Annotated in this window: 21 protein-coding genes and 1 tRNA gene; 10 read left to right on the top strand and 12 right to left on the bottom strand. The window is 67.9% G+C overall.

The genetic code is table 11. The features are described 5' to 3' along the window. Positions 1 to 10: 10 nt before the first annotated feature. On the bottom strand, positions 11 to 334 hold the full coding sequence (locus ACH436_RS05995; RefSeq protein ID WP_430559283.1) for a hypothetical protein: 324 nt from the start codon (positions 332 to 334) through the stop codon (positions 11 to 13). A gap of 97 nt (positions 335 to 431) precedes the next feature. After that, positions 432 to 1,097, bottom strand: coding sequence for a Type 1 glutamine amidotransferase-like domain-containing protein (locus ACH436_RS05990; RefSeq protein ID WP_430559282.1), 666 nt, complete (start codon positions 1,095 to 1,097; stop codon positions 432 to 434). 131 nt (positions 1,098 to 1,228) lie between these two features. Here ACH436_RS05990 and ACH436_RS05985 point away from each other — a divergent pair, with 131 nt between their 5' ends. Both ACH436_RS05985 and ACH436_RS05980 read left to right on the top strand, forming a co-directional pair. Further along, complete coding sequence (locus ACH436_RS05985) at positions 1,229 to 1,471, top strand: hypothetical protein (protein ID WP_430559281.1); 243 nt, start codon at positions 1,229 to 1,231, stop codon at positions 1,469 to 1,471. 46 nt (positions 1,472 to 1,517) lie between these two features. Then, a complete protein-coding gene (locus ACH436_RS05980) occupies positions 1,518 to 2,162 on the top strand; it encodes a hypothetical protein (RefSeq protein WP_430559280.1) in 645 nt (214 codons plus the stop codon). 32 nt (positions 2,163 to 2,194) lie between these two features. Here the strand turns inward: ACH436_RS05980 and ACH436_RS05975 are convergent, their stop codons facing one another. Next, positions 2,195 to 2,680, bottom strand: a complete 486-nt coding sequence (locus ACH436_RS05975) for an Imm8 family immunity protein (protein ID WP_430559279.1) — start codon at positions 2,678 to 2,680, stop codon at positions 2,195 to 2,197. A 220-nt stretch (positions 2,681 to 2,900) separates the two neighbouring features. On the opposite strand from ACH436_RS05975, the gene ACH436_RS05970 reads away from it, so the two are divergent. Further along, complete coding sequence (locus ACH436_RS05970; protein WP_430559278.1) at positions 2,901 to 3,362, top strand: hypothetical protein; 462 nt, start codon at positions 2,901 to 2,903, stop codon at positions 3,360 to 3,362. A 542-nt stretch (positions 3,363 to 3,904) separates the two neighbouring features. After that, positions 3,905 to 4,402 (top strand): hypothetical protein, encoded by a 498-nt coding sequence (locus ACH436_RS05965; RefSeq protein WP_430559277.1) that lies wholly within the window; start codon positions 3,905 to 3,907, stop codon positions 4,400 to 4,402. A 179-nt stretch (positions 4,403 to 4,581) separates the two neighbouring features. Here the strand turns inward: ACH436_RS05965 and ACH436_RS05960 are convergent, their stop codons facing one another. From ACH436_RS05960 to ACH436_RS05945, 4 genes are all read right to left on the bottom strand, one after another. Continuing rightward, complete coding sequence (locus ACH436_RS05960) at positions 4,582 to 6,321, bottom strand: DUF2326 domain-containing protein (protein WP_430559276.1); 1,740 nt, start codon at positions 6,319 to 6,321, stop codon at positions 4,582 to 4,584. Beyond that, a complete protein-coding gene (locus tag ACH436_RS05955) occupies positions 6,318 to 6,551 on the bottom strand; it encodes an ABC-three component system middle component 6 (protein WP_430559275.1) in 234 nt (77 codons plus the stop codon). The genes ACH436_RS05960 and ACH436_RS05955 overlap by 4 nt, the downstream gene beginning before the upstream one ends. After that, complete coding sequence (locus ACH436_RS05950; protein ID WP_430559274.1) at positions 6,548 to 7,321, bottom strand: hypothetical protein; 774 nt, start codon at positions 7,319 to 7,321, stop codon at positions 6,548 to 6,550. The genes ACH436_RS05955 and ACH436_RS05950 overlap by 4 nt, the downstream gene beginning before the upstream one ends. 847 nt (positions 7,322 to 8,168) lie before the next feature. After that, positions 8,169 to 8,996, bottom strand: coding sequence for a hypothetical protein (locus tag ACH436_RS05945; RefSeq protein WP_430559273.1), 828 nt, complete (start codon positions 8,994 to 8,996; stop codon positions 8,169 to 8,171). A gap of 225 nt (positions 8,997 to 9,221) precedes the next feature. On the opposite strand from ACH436_RS05945, the gene ACH436_RS05940 reads away from it, so the two are divergent. The 5 genes from ACH436_RS05940 to ACH436_RS05920 all read left to right on the top strand — a co-directional run bounded on the left by ACH436_RS05940 (position 9,222) and on the right by ACH436_RS05920 (position 13,345). Beyond that, positions 9,222 to 9,566, top strand: coding sequence for a plasmid replication, integration and excision activator (locus ACH436_RS05940; protein WP_430559272.1), 345 nt, complete (start codon positions 9,222 to 9,224; stop codon positions 9,564 to 9,566). Positions 9,567 to 9,692: 126 nt separating this feature from the next. Beyond that, on the top strand, positions 9,693 to 10,340 hold the full coding sequence (locus tag ACH436_RS05935) for a hypothetical protein (RefSeq protein WP_430559271.1): 648 nt from the start codon (positions 9,693 to 9,695) through the stop codon (positions 10,338 to 10,340). After that, complete coding sequence (locus ACH436_RS05930; RefSeq protein WP_430559270.1) at positions 10,318 to 11,124, top strand: hypothetical protein; 807 nt, start codon at positions 10,318 to 10,320, stop codon at positions 11,122 to 11,124. The genes ACH436_RS05935 and ACH436_RS05930 overlap by 23 nt, the downstream gene beginning before the upstream one ends. Continuing rightward, positions 11,027 to 12,667, top strand: coding sequence for a replication initiator (locus ACH436_RS05925; protein WP_430559269.1), 1,641 nt, complete (start codon positions 11,027 to 11,029; stop codon positions 12,665 to 12,667). Before ACH436_RS05930 ends, ACH436_RS05925 begins: the two co-directional genes overlap by 98 nt. A 552-nt stretch (positions 12,668 to 13,219) precedes the next feature. Continuing rightward, positions 13,220 to 13,345, top strand: a complete 126-nt coding sequence (locus ACH436_RS05920; protein WP_430559268.1) for a DNA-binding protein — start codon at positions 13,220 to 13,222, stop codon at positions 13,343 to 13,345. 277 nt (positions 13,346 to 13,622) lie between these two features. Here ACH436_RS05920 and ACH436_RS05915 read toward each other — a convergent pair whose 3' ends face one another. Together ACH436_RS05915 and ACH436_RS05910 are read right to left on the bottom strand one after the other, a co-directional pair. Further along, the gene (locus ACH436_RS05915; RefSeq protein WP_430559267.1) at positions 13,623 to 13,934 is read right to left on the bottom strand and encodes a hypothetical protein; all 312 of its coding nucleotides are present in this window, start codon (positions 13,932 to 13,934) and stop codon (positions 13,623 to 13,625) included. 106 nt (positions 13,935 to 14,040) lie between these two features. Then, positions 14,041 to 14,130: transfer RNA gene (locus ACH436_RS05910), tRNA-Ser, on the bottom strand. Positions 14,131 to 14,275: 145 nt separating this feature from the next. Between ACH436_RS05910 and ACH436_RS05905 the strand changes: the two genes are divergently transcribed. Next, positions 14,276 to 15,757, top strand: a complete 1,482-nt coding sequence (locus ACH436_RS05905; RefSeq protein WP_430559266.1) for a glycerophosphodiester phosphodiesterase family protein — start codon at positions 14,276 to 14,278, stop codon at positions 15,755 to 15,757. A 45-nt stretch (positions 15,758 to 15,802) separates the two neighbouring features. Here ACH436_RS05905 and ACH436_RS05900 read toward each other — a convergent pair whose 3' ends face one another. Genes ACH436_RS05900 through ACH436_RS05890 form a run of 3 tightly spaced genes read right to left on the bottom strand, consistent with a single transcriptional unit; the run spans position 15,803 to position 17,890 of the window. Beyond that, entirely contained in the window at positions 15,803 to 16,249 is a 447-nt protein-coding gene (locus ACH436_RS05900; RefSeq protein WP_430559265.1) for a DUF6098 family protein, read from the bottom strand. Positions 16,250 to 16,256: 7 nt separating this feature from the next. Then, positions 16,257 to 17,120 (bottom strand): SDR family oxidoreductase, encoded by an 864-nt coding sequence (locus tag ACH436_RS05895; protein ID WP_430559264.1) that lies wholly within the window; start codon positions 17,118 to 17,120, stop codon positions 16,257 to 16,259. Between the two features lie 59 nt (positions 17,121 to 17,179). After that, positions 17,180 to 17,890: a PAS and ANTAR domain-containing protein gene (locus ACH436_RS05890; protein WP_430559263.1), complete on the bottom strand. Its 711-nt coding sequence runs from the start codon at positions 17,888 to 17,890 to the stop codon at positions 17,180 to 17,182. Between the last annotated feature and the right edge of the window lie 46 nt (positions 17,891 to 17,936).

The raw sequence follows: 17,936 nt of genomic DNA, 5'->3' as shown, positions 1-17,936 counted from the left end.
CCAGGACCGGTCAGCGAGGCGCGAGCACCTCGAGCAGCAACACGCCGACGGTGGCGACGCCCGCGAGCGACACCACCAGCAGCGGCGAGCGTCGTCCGCGCACCAGCCCGCGGACCTCCGCGACCACGACCCACACGAACAGCACCGCCGACAGCACGCGGAACAGCGCCGGGACGACCTCGGGCGACGCGACGACGTTCTGGACGTGCCGCCACCACGTCGTCAGGTAGAGGCCCGCCAGGCCCGCCTGGATGAGCGCGACGCCGACCACCGCGGCTGCGCGGAGCGGGCTCGGTCCCTGCTCGTCCGGGTATCCGTCGTGGTGCGTCGCCATGCGGTGGTGCTCTCCTGGGGAAAGGGCCGGTCGGGGCTGTGCTGGGCGGCGCCGGCCGATGCGCGGCCGCCGCAGGCCAAGGTACAGCGCCGGCCGGTCAGGCCAGCTTGCGCCAGGTCCCCTCGGACACGACCTCGACGGCGCCGTCGTGCACCACGAACGCCGTCTCGTCGTCGACGGTGTAGGCGGGACCGCCGAGCTTCGCCGCCCACCTCTCGGCCGCGGCCTCCGTGTTGTCGGGCAGGTCAGGGTGGCCCAGGTGCGGGAACATCGAGAAGTCGACGACACCGAGCGTGGCGGCGTCCTCGCCGTCGGGCGGCAGCCACCCGACGAACTCCTCGCCGATGTCCGGCGTCATCACCATGCTGCCGCCGCTCATCCCCACCCAGACGGCGTCCAGCGTGGGCAGGAGGTCCGCCAGGCCGGAGCGGCGCATCCAGTAGGCCAGGTAGCCGGCGTCGCCACCCGCGGCGAGCAGGACGTCGGTCTCCCGCACCAGCGGCACCCAGCGCTCCTCCGGGATGCTCGGCAGCGCGGTCAGCTCGAGCACGCCCACCGACTTCCAGCCCTGGTCGGTCAGGTGGTCCGTGGTCCCCGTGATGAAGTTCCACGCGTTCACGCCAGGGCCGACCCACGGGTGCCCGTACAGCGCCGTCGGGATGGCGAGGGCGGTGCAGTCCGCGACAGGTCGCGGGAGCAGGTCCTCCAACGCGGTGCGGATCGACACGTTCCGGACACCTGCGGAAGTCAGCAGCAGCTTCATCGTGCGCCTCTCGGTTCAGCGGTCACTCTGCAGACGGCATCAGGGGCGACAACTCATCGCGCCTGGTGCGGCACGGGTGAAGTCTCCTCGCGGTGCCGGGGCGAGTCCCGACCGTCACCTACTCTCGCCAGATGAGGACACGCACGTCGACGGCGATGCTCATCGGAGGCACGACGCTCGCCGTCCTGGGGGCGATCGTGTCCGTCGTCTACTTCCTGCAGCCGTGGCGCACCTGCCCGGACGAGGACTCGTCGGCCGGTTGCGCGATGCTGCCCCTCGACGCGTCGATCATGGCGGCGGCGATGGTCGTCACCCTTTTCGCGACGGCGGTGGCCATCGCCGGTGCTGCGAGCAGAAAACGCACCATGTACTGAAGGCTGATCGGCGGGTATCGGCCGGCCAGGCGCTACGGTTCCGGCCATGACGACGACGGGGCGCCGGCGTGTGCCGACCGGGCTCGTGCTCGTGGGGTGCTGCGCCGCGTGGCTTGCCGCCCTGTCAGGTCGGATCGCCTCGCTGCTCGCCGTGGAGGGCGTGCTCCCCCAGCCGCTGGGCTGGACGGTGTGGACCCGCGGCCCGGGAGTGCCGTTCCGTCTCGTGGGTGCTGTCGTCGCGTTGAGTCTTCTGGTCTGGATCGTCGGCCGGCTGGCGCGGCCTCGATGGGTCGCAGCGCCGGTCATCGCGCTGGGAACCGTGGCCGCGCTCGTCGCACCGGCCGTGCCCTACCCGGGGGCGGAGGCCCTGTTCACCTCGATGCGACCTCAGCTCGACCGGGTCATCGGCCTCCCCGCTGTGGCCGATTCAGGCTCAGCGGCCCGCGACGCCACGCTCCCCCGCGCTCTCCGACCGGTCGCCGTCCGCGGCGTCGTCTCCCCCGCCGGTTCCGGCGGCGTCTTCGTCCCGCAGTGGGCCGCGGTCCCGGACGACGCCGGCGGCTTCTGGTTCATGCCCGGGTCCTCGCCGTCGGGTCGGGACATGCAGGGGATGATCTGCGAAGCCCCCACCCGGCTCGACGGCGACTGGTGGGCGTGCGGGCTGCGCATCGAAGCCGGCGGGACCCTCTAGCCGGTGCGCCTGAACCGCCGTCGCGGGACGAGTCAGTCGCCGTGCCAGAAAGACAGGTCGGGGCGCGGCAACCCCGCCTTCTGGTTGACGGTCCCGTCGTGCCTGTAGTCGTACTCCCAGGGCAAGACGCGGCCGATACGGTTCGCGAGCTCTCCCCAGTCCGGAGCCGGGCTGCATGCGGAGACCAGCCGATGGACGCCGGCCTCGAACGCGGCCGACGACCAGTACCTCATGAGCCACACGCCGGTCACGGGGAGCACGTTGCCGCCGGGAAGCACATCCTCAGCGATGTCGTCGCCATCCCATCTCTCGGCGCTGTACCACTCGGCAAACCAACTGGGTGAACACACGACGCAGTCGAAGGAGTCCGCCAGGTCGCTCGACGTCGTACCGATAAGAACCTGAGCCATGACGGCGAAATGACCTGTCGCGAGGTCAGGCTCCATCCTGTTCCCCCAGTGGTAGAGGAACTGCTTGACCTCCGCGGTCTCTCCGCTGGTTCCGCCGGTCGTGGACATGGTCGCAGTCTGTCAGCCCTACCGCGGATGCAAGCGTGGTCGGGCTCACATAGAAGCTCGAACCCGACCGGATGCTCGGCTGTCGGTGCGGGGCCGGACGGTGAGACGGTTCGCGAGCTCCGACAGGGAAGTTCAGCCGTGGCTTTGGGCCCCACAAACAGCTACCCGCACCGCTGTTCGTGCAAGCATTCGGACCTACTGCGAAGAACAGGGATCGATCATGGACGTGAAGCAGGAGCGGTGGGCCGCGGTAGGGACGGGTGCGGTCATCGTCGCGGTGATGGCCGCAACATGGCTCATGTGCGAGAACGTCCTCGCCTGGCGCGACACCTTCCGCCTCGAGGACCTCACCTACGCCCGTAACCAGGTCGACGACTTCGAGGCGTACCGGTCGGGTGGTGTCTTCGAGTCCGGGATGGCTTGGGGCGCGCTGGTCGTAGCGCTGATCGCCATCGTGCTCGCGGCTGTTGCCGGTGTGCGCGCCAGCCGATGGCGCCCCGTGATTACAGCCGTCGGTGCCGCCTGCGTCATGGCTTTCGTGGCCGCTGGGACGGTCTTTCCGTTCGGCCCGTTCGTCCTCCTGATCTGCGCGCTTCCCGCCACGCTCGCCGTACGCAGCTTGTCGCGGCCGGCGAACGTGCGCAGCGATGCCGATGCCGATGCCGGGATTCGCGGCCTGTAGTTGTTGCCGAGCCCCGGTCCGACGAGACCGGGTGAGGCGTCGCCCTCGTCAGTGGTCTGCCCTGGCGACACCCTTGCGTCCGCGGCCGGACGGCGGCTCCGCGCCGCGGGGCCCCGCGGCGCGGAGCCGCCGGGAGGTCGTACGCGCGGCGGAGCCGCGCCTTGAGTCAAACTGACCTGGTCTTTTATGGCGCCGCCCGTCGGATCGGGTTGCACCCACCGGCATCGATCCGCCGTCCAAAACGGAGGCAATCCGGCGACCTCTCGGCACCCCGGCCGGTGGGGACACTCGGAGGCGCCGTACCGATTGCGGAGCGCAAGAGGTCGGCGGAGGTCCGGGTCAGGGGTGGCCGAAGGCCATCGCGCAGCGACGCCGCAGGCGCCCTTGACGCGGGCCGGAGGCGGCCGGATGCTCGGCTGTCGGTGCGGGGCCGGAACCTGAGGGTGAACGGGACCCCAGCCGACACCGCACGGCACGAACGGCCCCGGCTCGACCTGCGTAGACCCCGCGTCGTGCCTCCGTCACCGCGTCGTCGTCGACTCGTGTCGTTCTGGCTGGTCACTGTGCTGGTCTGGGTTGTCTCGATCGCTCTCGGCGGCGCGTGGGTTGCGATCGGGGTCTTCTGGTCGGTCGACAGTTGGCAGGCGACGCACAGAGGTATCGAAGGACGCTTCATCCCTCTGGTGGAGGACTGCGGCCCTAAGGACTGCCATTGGTACGGGACGTTCGAGTCGGCCGACGGCGCGCACGACGTCGACGGCGGCAAGTTCTCCAGCGGCTTCGGGAAACCTCAACCCGAGGCAACCGAAGCAGCAATCGACCCGGTCGTGATCGCTCCGGACGGGTCTGACGTCTACAACCCGCACGACAAGACTTGGACCTTCGCCTGGATCATGGCGGCGCTCGGCCCGTTCTTCACGTGGGCGCTGATCGCGGGGACGAGCCAGGCCCGGGAGGATTGGTTGCGCAAGGGTCTGGAGCCGGACGAGCAGAACGATCAGGTCGTAGAGACCCGACGACGGCCGAACACAACGGGGTGACGTTTGGGCTGACCCAGCGGGCCGGGTGAAGTCGAGCGCCGGGGAGCACAGTGGGGTGCGCGAGCGAGCTTGCGAGCGAAGCGCGGGGCCCCGCGGTTCTTCCCGGCGCTCGCACGCGCGGCGGAGCCGCGCCTTGAGTCCGTAAGGAAAGTCCTCACGGAGGCAAGCCGCACACCTCGCTACTCGGACGCGTCGAGTCGAAGTCCGAGAAGACTGCCGCTCGGGCTACCGTCATCGAGAGTCAGCACAATCGACCGGCGGAATGCCTCTTGATCGCCGAACTCATGCCAAGGCACCTTATCGCTATTCACTGTCAGTACATACTGATAGCCATGATCGACTGCCGACCTTTGCGCTATATCAATGGCTATCGCCGTCTGCCGCTCATCGACATCAGCGAAAATGAGACTGTCATGGATCAGAAACCCGAGACCGTGACCCTCATCCTGCAGCGTCTCGGTCAAAGCAATGTCGTATGCAAAAATAGCCATGAGATTAACGCCAGAGGAGCCTGTGCGTGGGAGCTTCGTATCAAACATAAAGCCGGATTTGCCCCGTCGCACTCTGATGTCAGCTGACTCGCCTAGCAATGCCTCCATAATCTCTCCGAATCGAGCAATAATAGGCTCTCGGCGAGAAAAGCGCTCCTGGAGGTCCAACTCGGTCCGGGCCGCGACGTCCAATTCGTCTCTCTTAACTTGAGCCTCACGCTCGCTAAGGTCTCGCAACGTAGCAAGATTGGCCCGCGCCTCCGCAAGTTGAGTGACCGCCTCCGCAATGCTCTTCTGCAATTCAGAGAAATCTTCAAGAGCACCGCCGGAATCAAGCAACCTCAAGTCCTCCGCGTGCCGTGCGGCGAGTTGGTCCTGTTCTAGTTCTCGCGCGCGGGTTCTCTCGCGAATACGTCGGATCTCAGCCTGAAGGTAGGCCTCCCGATTCCTTTCGACCTCGAGCCGAAATGCGGACGCTTCCTCAAGGCTCCTTACAACCGCATCGCCGAGATGGACGCTTGCCTGGTCGAAAAGCTCCGCAATCCATCCCTCATGGTTCGATCGCTCTTCATTCACCTGGTTCTCGTACATCTGCAGCAACTGTCGATCGGCGACGTTCGCATTTGAAAGCACCTTCAAGGCCCGGGAGACAGAATTCACGCGATTCTCGATCTCGCGAAACTCGGGAAGAATCTCGAACCCCGCCGCGTTGCGCTGCAGCCGCTCAGACCTACGATCGAGGCGCACACATTGCGCTTCCAGGTCAGCGATTTGCGCGCTAACGTCCAAGTCGCCCGAACGAGCAAGCGCGAGCCGATTCCTCCTCTCCTTTAGACTCACCCATTCGTTCACCAGCGACCAGTCAAGGTCGAGAAGAAATGCATTCTCCAGTTGTACGTCTGCCGCTGCCTGATTCGCGACCGGCCGGAACGGGTCAATAAAGGAGTCGCTTCGGAAGCGAATGAAGTGCTTTACCAAGCTACGGAAGGAAGGTCCTTGCTCAGAGCCACGGCCGCGATAGAAGGTCACTTCCCCAAGCCAACTCGTCCACCGTCGCACACCGAGTACTACGTGGTCGGCCCCTCGCGATGGGTCGAAATCTGGAACGCGTGCGCGCGCCAAGTCGCCGGAGATCACCACGTCACGCGGCAAATCTGGGCTGCGACTTGCCGAGATCTCAGCGCCGCCCGGCAACACGAGATCTAACTTGAATGTCCAGTCCCGTCCCATCATCTGACGCAGATGCTCACCCATGTTCGATCCGAGGCAGAAGTCAACCAAAGCGACGGCAGTAGTCTTGCCTAGGCCGTTACGCGATTCCGTATCCGCCGCGCCCTGACTGCGCTCAGCTAGTATAACGCTCAGATCGTCGTTGAACAGAATCGGGTGAAATTCGCTAAAATTGGCGGACAGGGCCGCGAGCTTCATTTGTCCACATCCCAGACTAGTTTTCCTCGGTCCAAATCCACGGCACCGAGCAGAAATAGAAGTGTCAGAGCTTCAGAATACTCGCCGAAATTGATTGAGTCGCTTTCGTGCCGAACAGCCATCCAGAGTTCGCTCACCGTCTGGTTGGGCCGTCGGCACTCCAGAAGTGTCGCTGATCGTCCCAGGACACTCCGCCTTGCATCGACGTACTTTGTTGGAAGCAGGCTCATGGCGCATCGAATAGGTCACATACTTGGAACAGATGGCAGACGACCGCGGTCACGGCCGCTTGAAATACCCACCGTTCGGCGCCAGTTATTTGAGGCGATGTTGCACGGGTGCCGTACTCGATCAATTCCAGAAAGAGCGCATCACCTTCGATTCCGGACTCTCTGAGAGCGTCATAGCGCGTCGCAAACCCCTGCAGCAATCGTCCTGGGAACTTGCTCGACAATTGCGCTTGTCGCGCAATATACTCAGCAGCTTGGGGGGCTTGTGCTAGCCCGATCGACATCTGCGGCCGTATGGCATTCGTGAGACCATTGGCACGCATCTTCTCCTGTGGCGGTGCAGCCAACATCGGCGTGGATGGGTATTCCACGTCTCCATCGACGAATGCATTGCAAACCATTTCAAGCTCGGCGAATGATATCTGAGTAGCGCCGGCAGCTAGCTTTTCTCGGGTCTCACGCTCCGCTTGGCGTTTCCACTCGCGAAGCTCTTCGACGGGATACTCGGAGTCCAGTCGGTCGACGAGCCGGTGATGATGAGCGCAAAGAACGAGCAGGTTTGCGTATCCATCACGCTCTCTAGGCGCGAGCGACAGGTTCCGTCGGGGACCGTTGTCAGACGACGCTTCGATATGCGCGATATCCCCTAGGATCTCAGGGCCATCGTCCGTGTACTCGACTGTTCGTGTCGTGCACTCAGGGTGCGCGCAATGATGTCCCGACATAATAAAGAGCTGCTTGAGAGTGCGGTCGCTGTAGCTTCGTGCCATTACGAGGCTCCTACCGATCGGGCAGTTCCAGGCGCGTAGGCTGAGTCGGCTAGTGGAGTGTCCAGGAATCGGATCACGGCGATCGTCTTGTCATCATGCCGCTTAGCTCGATGGAGACTGGTTCCATCGGGATCTTGGTCTCGTTCCCAGATATGCGCCTTTTCGAGTAGGCCATCGAGATTCGGTTCACTGAGGGCAGCGCGCCACCAATCACCAGTATTGTGCTCGAGAGTCTTACATGCACCATCCGTCGCGATTACACACCAGGGGCTTTCGCCCACGTTGTGCTGGACTCGCAGTGCATGGTTAGCCGCGTCTGGAACCGCTTCTGCGATCCAATAGCCGTCGGGGCGGTTTCTGCAGTTCGCCTGTTTGGCCTGCAGCACTTGGAGCAAGGCTCGATGCTTTTCATCGTACCCATGTCCAAGTCGCAGGCGTCCTCGGTAGGCCCGTCGCTCACTTATCGCGCACTTGCCTATCCGATTGTCAATGAGAACCTCGCTGGGTGTGACGATCTCCGTATCACCCAGGACGAGCAAGTCAACGGTTCCCTCATACTCGCGCGCAATTGCCACGGTTGCGCTTGGGGACATGCCCGGACGGAGCTCGAGCTCGTTCTTCGCAAAGTTGATCGCGTCGCGTAGCGCGACAGCCAGATCGATTTTCGGGTCGTTGAGGAAGCTTGAACGTAGGTGTCCGCCAAGGGTGTCGACGTAAAGTCCCGTCGATACACTGACAGGCACGAAGGCTGAAGCGCCATCGAGCATGATGGCCGCGTGCGGTGTTGTGAAGAGTCGGTCTTTCGACTCTGGCGGATCCGGCATCATCGCTGACGCAATCTGCATTCTCACTCCCAGCCGAACGGGCCTGCGACGGTCCCGGTACTTGTAATCTTCATCCCATCGTAGGAGGAGCGAAGTATCATCGAAAAGGAGCCATATCCTGATTTAGCAAAGAGTGCCGCTGCCTGGCTATCGAGGTGCTGGACGGCTCCGATCGACCCGACTGCATGGATGCCGGCCACGTGGGTGATCACTCGGCCGTCGCTCTCCCGCCGGCTCACGTATGCGAGGTCTTCAGCAGCTGGTACTGCGTCGTGGGAACCTGACCCGAAACGCTCTCCAGTGTCGCGCCGAACGATCAACCAACGTCCGTCGTCGTTAAGTACGTCCAGCACGGGGTCCTGGTCGATCAGTACCTGCGACACGAGTGAAGACTTCGGCCCACAAATCAACAGGACGTCGCCGTCTGGTAGACGCCGATCGTCGACCAGAATTTCCTGCTCCGCTGTAACGAATGACAGGGAACGGAGCATGGTGACGGCCTGCCTACGCGCTTCCATGTCCTCAGCGCTCACCAAGGGATGCGCGCGACCCTCCGCACGCCGGTACGGCACCGAAACAGTCACGGGGCCCTTGCCGAAGATTGCACGGTGCGCGGGAGGAGCGCTGGACCGCAACTGAGTGACGCGACCCTTGGTGATCCCCAGAGCCTTGGCCACGTCCGTGTACGACAGGCCTGCCTCGAGGTGGGCCCGTTCCATGGCGGCGCGGCGGAGCCGGCCGAGTTCCGTCGACCGCTGCTGGTAGACGGTCTGCAGGGCCGAGGCACGCTGTGCCTGACGGATCGGGTCGGGCTCGCGCCGGATTGCGTCGATGTCGTCAGGGAGTGCCACCTGGCGAGTTTAGGCAGCCTCGACGGTGCTTGACGAGGGTGAAGCTTCGGTCGATCGTGTTTGGGGCCCATCAACACCCCTCACGATCCGAACCGCAGACTCACGATCCGACTGTATAGGGGTTCTAAACCGGGAGGTAGCCAGCATGGCGATGAAGCAGCGGTTCGAGATCGAGCACTCGGTGGCATTCCCCAGGGCGCGTTCCTGCGCGGGCAGGTGGAGCCCGTGGCGGACTTCAACGGCGAGAAACGGACCGACGGTTCGCGTCGGCAGCAGCACAACAAGGAGACGGGCCTGCCGCTGTGGCAGTGTGTCGTCATCGACGGCGACGAGGACGCCGGCCGCAAGGAGATCGGCGTGACGGTGAAGTTTGCCGCTAAGTATCAGCCGGTGCCGCCGGAGAACAAGTCCGGCTTCCCGTGGACGCCCGTCGAGTTCGTGGGCCTGACGGCCCTGCCGTACGTGGACGACAACGGCATGCGTCCGCGCATCGCATGGTCGTTCCGGGCGACCGACCTCGTCGCTCCCGGTCAGGGCGGCGCGAAAGCCGGTCCGAAGGCGGCGGCGTGATCACCGCCCGGCTCTGGCAGGCGGTCCGGCGCGTGCTGTCGGCCTTGTGGCTGGCGCTGCGGTGGACCGCCCGTCGGTGGCGTTGGCTCCTGGCCACGACGATCGCCGGGGGGCGTCCTGAGCGTCATGGAGCGGGACACCCTGAGCGTGATCGTCTACTGGTCGATTCCGGCGTTCAACCTCCTGCGCGCGTTCTGGGCGGTGTTCAGCCCGATGACGTACGAGCCGCTGCTCGGCGGGCCGCTCCGTCACTTGGGTTGGCGGCGGCGCGTTCGGCGTCGTTGGGGCGCCATGGCAGGGGCGTGCGGCCTGGCTGACAGCGTCGTGCGTGAGAGCAGGTCGGTGCCACGCCTGCTCCGGGTCCGAGCGAAGGGCAACACGCTCACGATCCGTGTCCGGGCTCGGGCCGGCCAGACGCTAGACGATCTGCGGGGTGCGGTCGACGCACTCGGCACGATCATGGGGGCCGAGAACTCGACCGGTCGCCGCGTCCGGCCCGGCGTGCTCGACATCGTGCTCACGATGGCGGATTTCCTCGACCAGCCGCTCTACGCGACGATCCCCAGCGATATCGACGCGACGGGCGTCGAGCTGGGACGCCGACAGGATGGGTCGCGGTGGCGGCTCACCCTGCGCGGGCTGCAGACACTCGTGGTCGGGTGCTCGGGCTCCGGCAAGGGCTCGGTCTTCTGGGGCATCGCGGGCAAACCTGGCTCCGGCCGTGCAGGCGCGCCTCGTCCGACTGTGGGGCGTGGATCTCAAAGGCGGCATTGAGGTCGGCATCGGTGATGACCTGTTCCGCCGGGTGTGCACCGACGAGCACGAGGCCGTTGACGCCATGTGCGACCTGCTCGCGGTCGTCGACCGTCGCCAGAAGGCGATATACGGGCAGACGCGCGATTTTGAGCCGACGCCCGGTGACCCCGTGCACGTGCTCATGATCGACGAGCTCGCCGTCCTCACCGCGTACGCCTCGAAGCAGGTCCAGAGCGCGGCTTCCGACCTACTGCGTCGCATCCTGACCCAGGGGCGGGCGCTCGGCGTGCTGGTGGCGGCGTTCGTGCAGGACCCGCGCAAGGAAACGGTGCCGATGCGTGGTCTGTTCACCCAGACCATCGCGCTGCGGCTCCGCTCGGCGTCCGAAACGACGATGGTGCTCGGCGAAGGCACGGCCGCATTCGCTCCGGCGCATCAGATCAGCCCGGCACACCCGGGCACGGGATACGTCGTGTCCGACGACGGCTCCGTGGAGCGCGTCCGCGCGGACTTCTGGGAGGACTCGTTCATCCGCATGGTCGCGGCTACGTACCCCGCGCCGGACCGCTACGTCCCGCCGGTGATCCCGTCCGTCGCTGCTCCAGCGGACGACATCCCCGAGCCGCAGGACCTGAACGCGGCGCCGCACACCGAGGCGGGGGTCGAGGATGCCTCGCGCGTCGCCAAGAGACCGTCGACGGCAGATGCTCAGCGTGCTCCGCGTACTCGGAGCCCTCGAAAGCCGCGGGCTCCCCGCGCACCGCGTACGGCCTCGAACGGCTCTGGAGCATCCCGTGGCTGACGTTGAAGTGGTGGGAGGAGGGTTCCCGGGGTTCGGGCAGGATGCACCGCTCGACCTCGGGGACCTCACCCCCGCCGCCGTGGCCGGAGTGGTGTCCTGGCTCCGCGACGGCACTGCCTCTGCCTTCTCGGACGCCGCAGCTCGCACCGGGTTCTGCTCGCATCCGATCCGACTCCAGGGCACGTCCACGACGATCGACGCCGCGACGGGTGAGGTGTTGTCGCAGTTCAGCTCCGCCGATGCACCGCTCGGCACGTTGTTCCGGGCGTGCGGCAACCGGCGCGAGTCTGTCTGCCCGGCCTGTTCCCGCGTATACGCCCGCGACACGTTCGAGATGATCCGCGCCGGCCTGCTGGGCGGCAAGACCGTTCCCGACACGGTCGCGGACAACCCGCTCGTGTTCGCCACCCTCACGGCCCCGTCGTTCGGGCACGTCCACGGCACCGGCGGCAAGCACGGCGGCGGACGCTGGCGCCCCCACGTGTCAGGCCGAGGTACCGGCGTCTGTCCGCACGGCCGCCCGCGCTCGTGCACCGCCCAGCACTCCGACACCGACCCCCTCGTGGGCGGGCCCCTGTGCGAGGCCTGCTACGACTGGCACTCCGCCGTCGTGTGGCAGTGGCACGCCCCCGAGTTATGGCGCCGCTTAACCGTCGCACTGCGCCGCCAAGTCGCCGACCGCCTCGGCGTCCGCGAATTCGCTCTGCGCGACGTCGCGTCGGTGCAGTTCGCCAAGGTCGCCGAGTACCAGGTGCGCGGCCTCGTGCACTTCCACGCCCTCATCCGCCTCGACGGACCCGACGGCCCCGGCTCCCCCGCACCACTCGACGGCGAGGCTCTGGCCCAGGCCGCCAAGGAAGCCGCCCGCGCTGTCGTGGTCACCGCGCCCCCGGTCGACGGCGGCGCCGTCCCGCGCGTGCTGCGATTCGGCAAGCAGCTCGACGTGCGGCGCGTGCGCTCCGGCGTGCCGGACAACGACGACGGCACCGACGACCTGCGCCCCGAGCAGGTGGCCGGCTACCTCGCCAAGTACTCCACCAAGGGCACTGGCACCGACCCCACCGCTCCCCGGCCCCATCACCAGCGCCTCATCCGCACCTGCCGCTGGCTAGCCGAACGCGCCCGCACCGCCTGCCGCGGCCTCGATGGCCCCGAGCCCGAGGACGACGAAGGGTGCTCGTGCGGCCAGTGCGCCGACAGCCCTTACCGGCTGCTGACCAAGTGGGCACACATGCTCGGCTTCCGCGGCCACTTCTCCAGCAAGTCCCGGCGCTACTCCATCCCCCTCGGAAGGCTCCGCCGAGCCCGCGCCAGATTCCAGAAGCTCAAGGCCGACGCCGACCGCGACGGCACCCCGATGGACACCGCCGACCTCGAGAACCGCCTGCTGGCCGACAACGAAGACACCACCCTCGTCATCGGGCAATGGACCTACGCCGGCACCGGCTGGACCAACCCCGGCGCCAAGGCCCTCGCCGACGCCGCAGCCGCGCGTGCGCGCGAGTACGCGCAATGGATGGCGGCGCGGCGCACGGGGCGATAGTTCCCGACCCCTGAGGGGCGGAGTCACCACACCGCGCTAGACGCACCTTAAGCGGGGCGATGCCGAGGCTCGTCGCGGTTCTGGATCTCATCTCTCCGCGCTCGTGCTTCTCGGTGGCGTTGACGACGACGGAACTGCGCCCTGAATCGCCGTTGAGCGGCTTCGATACGGTCTGCCGACGGGTCTGCCGCGCGCTCGTAGTACTCGTTCTCTGCGCCGTCGCGCCCACCGCCCGCTTCGACCAGGCGACCTAAGGAGATCCTGCTGGGTTCACCCTTCGGGAGCGCCGCAACCCACGGCCCCTTGGCTGACTCGTTACCCACGTGCCCAGAGTAGAGGGCAGTGGGCATCCGGGCGGATGCAAGAGGAAGCCCAGCGCCCTCTGCTAGGCGCGCCAGGTGAGAAATACGGCCTAGCCAGGAACCACACCACCACCACGTAGGAGGAAGCACGATGTCCATCACGAGCACCCACGAGGCCACCACCACCTGCCGCCGGCGGCTGATGCCGCCGGACGAGTTCGCCGAGTAATTGGGCGTGACCCTGCACTGCGTGTATGCGTGGTCGAGCCGCGGCGGCAGGCCGAACGTGGTCCGCGTCGGAGCCCGCCTGCGCTACCGGCCCGAGACCCCCGAGGCGTGGCTCGACCGCGACATCGACGCCCGCGCGGTGGGCTGATCCGTATCCGCGATCAGCATCGCGACGTCCAGGCCGCCATCGGCACCAAGGTCACACGCACGATTTCCGCCGCACCGTCGCCACCCAGGTCGCCAACTCGACCACATCGCCAACGCGACCGAGCTACTTGGTCACGCCGACGAGGGCACCACCGTGCGGCACTACGTGAAGCGGACCCACGTCGCACCGGACCTGCGCGTCGTCATCGATCAGCTCATCGAGCAGTCCACGGCGCCCCCCACCGACGAGCGTGTGCGCCATGACCGGAACGAGAGAGTCACGTCTGGGAAGGCGTCGACTTCACGAGCTCGTTGAGACGTGCCACGAAGTGCTCCGCCGCAGGTCGTCCAAGGCATCCCGGCCCAGAAAGCGACTCGCTGAACCAGTGTCGCCAGATCACGTCGACCTCCTCCACAGTGATCGATCCGTTGTCGACAAGGTGCTTGGCGATGGGCTCGGCCTCGAGGTCATATTCGGCGAGCGGCGCACCGCCAGGCGTGCCCGGATCGAGCCCGTAAGGGTCGGCGTCGTTCAGCAGGGTAAGGACGCCCGACACTGTGCTCGTCCACAGCCTGTTTCGCCCGTTCACTTCGCCATGATGGCTCAGCGCGGGAGCCAGGGAGGCGAGTTTCCGGTGACCTGGAAACGACGAAGGACCCCACATCCGCATGATGCTGCGGGTGGGGCCCTTCGGGTGGCGGTAGCGGTGGGATTTGAACCCACGGTGGACTTTCACCCACACACGCTTTCGAGGCGTGCTCCTTAGGCCGCTCGGACACGCTACCTCGCCGGACGAACCGGCCCACCGAGGATACCCAACGAAGCGGCAGACTCGAAATCGTCGCGCTGCGGCGGTGTTCGCCCAGTCTTCATCGAGCCGTCGCCGAGCGGTCCCACGGGCGGCATCCGGGGGCACCTAGCGTCGCGAGCATGGCCAACCCACGACTCCGACGCACCGTCGCGCCCGCGCTCGCCGCCATCCTCACGACCGCCGCCGTCGGCGGCACCACAGCCCTGAGCTCCACGACCTCCACGACCCAGGCCGCCCCCGTGGCCGCCGAGGCGCCGCCGGCCCTCGCGTTCGGCGGCAAGGGGCACGGCGGCCGCACCGACGCCGAGCGGGCGTACCGCGACCTGCTCGACCACTCCGCCAAGGCCAAGATCCTCACGGCCGCGCACCGGGGCCAGTGGCGCGACGCCCCCGAGAACTCCCTGCCTGCCATCGAGGCGGCGTTCGACGACGGCGCCGAGATCGTCGAGCTGGACGTGCGGCTCACGTCCGACGGCGTGCCCGTGCTCATGCACGACGAGACGGTGGACCGCACCACCAACGGCACCGGCAAGGTGTCGTCGTTCACGCTCGCCGAGATCCAGCAGCTGCGGCTCAAGGAGCACCTCGGCGGCGCGCAGACCGCCCTCACGGACGAGCGGGTCCCCACCCTCGCGGAGGCGATGGAGGTCGCCGCCGACCGCGGCCTCGTCAACCTCGACAAGGGCTGGCCTGCCCGCGAGGAGATCTGGGACGTCCTCGTCGAGACCGGCACCGAGCGCAACGGGCTGTTCAAGTCGAACGCGCCCGTCGCGGAGGTCCAGGCCTTCCGCGAGGCGCACCCCGAGGCCCTCTACCTGCACATGATCAGCGACGACAACCTCGCCTCGTTCGACCAGTTCGGCGACGACCAGCCCGTCGGCTACGAGGTCGTCTTCGGCACCGAGCAGGACGCCGTCGCGCGGGCGCCGTTCCTCGCGCGCCTCGCCGGCGAGTCGCGGGTGTGGGTCAACTCGATGTGGAACGGCCTCGCCGACCACCTCACGGACGAGGCGTCGCTGGTCGACCCGAGCCGCGGCTGGGAGCGCATCGTCTCCACCTACCGGGCGTCGATGATCCAGACCGACGACGTCGAGAAGCTCGAGCGCTGGCTGCACACCGGCGAGGGCGACCCGCTCCCCCGCGGCAGCGTCCGCGTGCAGGCGGAGGACTACGCACCGGGCGGAGAGGGCGTCGCGTACCACGACGTCGACGCCGGCAACCGCGGCGGGCTCGACCTGCGCCCCGGGGACGACGTCGACATCTCCGACGCCGACGGCAACGTGCGCGTCTCCTGGATGCGCGGCGGCGAGTGGCTGACCTACGAGGTCGACGTGCCCCGCACCGGCACCTACGCGCTGTCCGCGCGCGTCTCCTCGCCCTACACCCCCGCCGGCAGCTACACGGTCGCGTTCGACGGCGGCGCTCCGAGCGAGCCCGTCGCCGTGCTCACCACCACCAGCCACAACAAGCAGGAGCTCCAGCCGAGCGGCGTCGTGCAGCGGCTCACGAAGGGCACCCACACCCTGCGGGTCAGCCTGCCGCAGGACGCGTACCAGAACTGGAACCTCGACTACCTCCAGCTCGACCCGGTGCGCCGCTGACGCCACCCCGCGCGGGGCACGGCGGCCGTCACCGACCCCGGACGGTCAGGTCCCGTCGTTGCCGGGGTCGAAGACCCGCTCGTACAGGGCGGCCGCCTCGTCCACGACGGAGCGCGCCACCGACGCCACGGGGGTGCTCGCGTCGAGCAGCGGCTCGCAGTCGGGGCCACGGCCGACCACCTCCCCGGTGAGCACCCACGGGAACCGCTCCGGGGTCATGAGGTGCGCGTACTGGCACAGCTGTCGCGCCACCCAGTGCTCCACGGGCCGGTCCCACCACGGCTCCGGGTCGAGCGGGTTCACGCTCAGCCCCGGCAGCAGGCACCCGCTCTCGTGGTCACGGCTCACCGTGGACGCGTCGGCCGCCGGCCCCGCGCTGAACCGCACGTACAGCGGCGTCGGCACGGCGAGCAGCTCGACGACGTCCCCCAGCGATCGCAGCCGGGGGACGTCGTCGAGCGTGACCGGACCGTCCGGCAGGTGGAGCCCCATGGCGCGCTCAGAACACCGGCTTGCCGCCCGTCACGCCCACGACGGTCGCGGACACGTAGCTCGCGTCGCGCGGGGAGGCGAGGAACACGAACGCCGGCGCCACCTCGGCCGGCTGGCCGGCGCGCCCAAGCGGCGTGTCCTGGCCGAACTTCTGCACCTTCTCCTCCGGCTGGGTGGCCGGCTGCAGCGGCGTCCAGATCGGCCCGGGGGCGACGGCGTTGACGCGGATGCCGCGCTCCCCCAGCTCCCCGGCCAGGTTCACCGTGACGTTGTTGATCGCGGCCTTGGTCGACGCGTAGTCGAGCAGCGACGACGACGGCTCGTACGCCTGGATCGAGGAGTTGTTGATGATGCTCGACCCCTCGCCCAGGTGCTTCAGCGCCGCCTGCGTCACCCACAGCAGCGCGTACAGGTTCGTCTTGAGCACCCGGTCGATCTCGTCGGTGGTGATGTCCTCCACCGAGTCGCGCCGCGCCATCTGGAACCCCGCGTTGTTCACGAGGACGTCGAGCCCGCCGAGCTCCTCGACCGCGCGGCCGGGCAGGCCGCGCGCCGTCGTCTCGTCGGTGAGGTCACCGGGCAGCAGCGCGGCCTTGCGACCCGCCTCGCGCACCCACCGCGCCGTCTCCTGCGCGTCGTCCTCCTCCTCCGGCAGGTAGCCGATCGCGACGTCGGCGCCCTCGCGCGCGAAGGCGATCGCCACGGCCCGCCCGATCCCGGAGTCACCGCCGGTGATCAGGGCGCGCAGCCCGTCGAGCCGGCCGGAGCCGCGGTAGCTCTCCTCGCCGTGGTCGGGGGTCGGGGTCATCTCGCCGGTCAGTCCCGGCGGCTCCTGCTGCTGGGCGGGGAACGACTGCTGGTCGTCGGCCATGCTGTCCTCCTCGGGTCGTGGGTCGTCGTCCGTGCGGTAGGTCGTCAGGCGGGGCGTCGTCAGGCGGCCCGACGGCGCGCGAGCTGCGCCTCGTGCACGTGCGGCCGCTTGGCGGGCTGCACCGCGGCGAGGTCGTCACGCACCGCCTGCTTGGCGATCCGTCCGAACCCTTCGCCCGCGGCGAGCTGCGACATCAGCTGCGTGGCCGCCTCGCGCAGCGTGGCCCCTGCCGCGCCCGCCGCCTCGGTGAGCATGCGCTCCGCCACGTCCTCGTCGACGCCGTGCACGGCCATCAGCACGCCCTTGGCGCGCTCGATGGACGCGGCGGAGACGAAGGCGCTGTCGAGGGCGCGGCGCACGTCCCGCTGCACGGCCTCGCGCTGCACGGGTGTGACGTCGACGACGTAGCCCGCCACCTCGGGCGGTCCGTCACCGCGGGAGCGGCGGGCCTGCGCCGTCACCAGCAGGGTGCGCGTGCGGCCGTGCGCGTCCACGACGCGCCGCGCCGTCACGACCGGGCCGCCACCGCCGAGCGCGCGGGCGGCGTCGTGCACCACGCGGTCGCGCTCGTCGGGGTGCAGCTTGGCCTCGAGGGTCTCCGGCCCGGGCTCGAGCGCGCCGGGCTGGTGGCCGAGCATCGTGTCGACCTCGTCGGACCACCACCACCGACCGGTGCCTGCCTCGGCCCGGTAGGAGCCGGCCAGCAGGTGGGTCCCGACCGCGAGCGCGGAGACGAGGTGGTCGGTGTCGGCGGGAGTTGTCGTCGTCATCGTGACCTCCGAAAGGGGAGGGTCGGTGCCGCTTCCTGACGCCGGG

The organism is Isoptericola sp. NPDC019693 (assembly GCF_044389085.1).
Classification (GTDB): domain Bacteria; phylum Actinomycetota; class Actinomycetes; order Actinomycetales; family Cellulomonadaceae; genus Isoptericola.
This window is presented reverse-complemented; position numbering and strand designations above follow the sequence as displayed.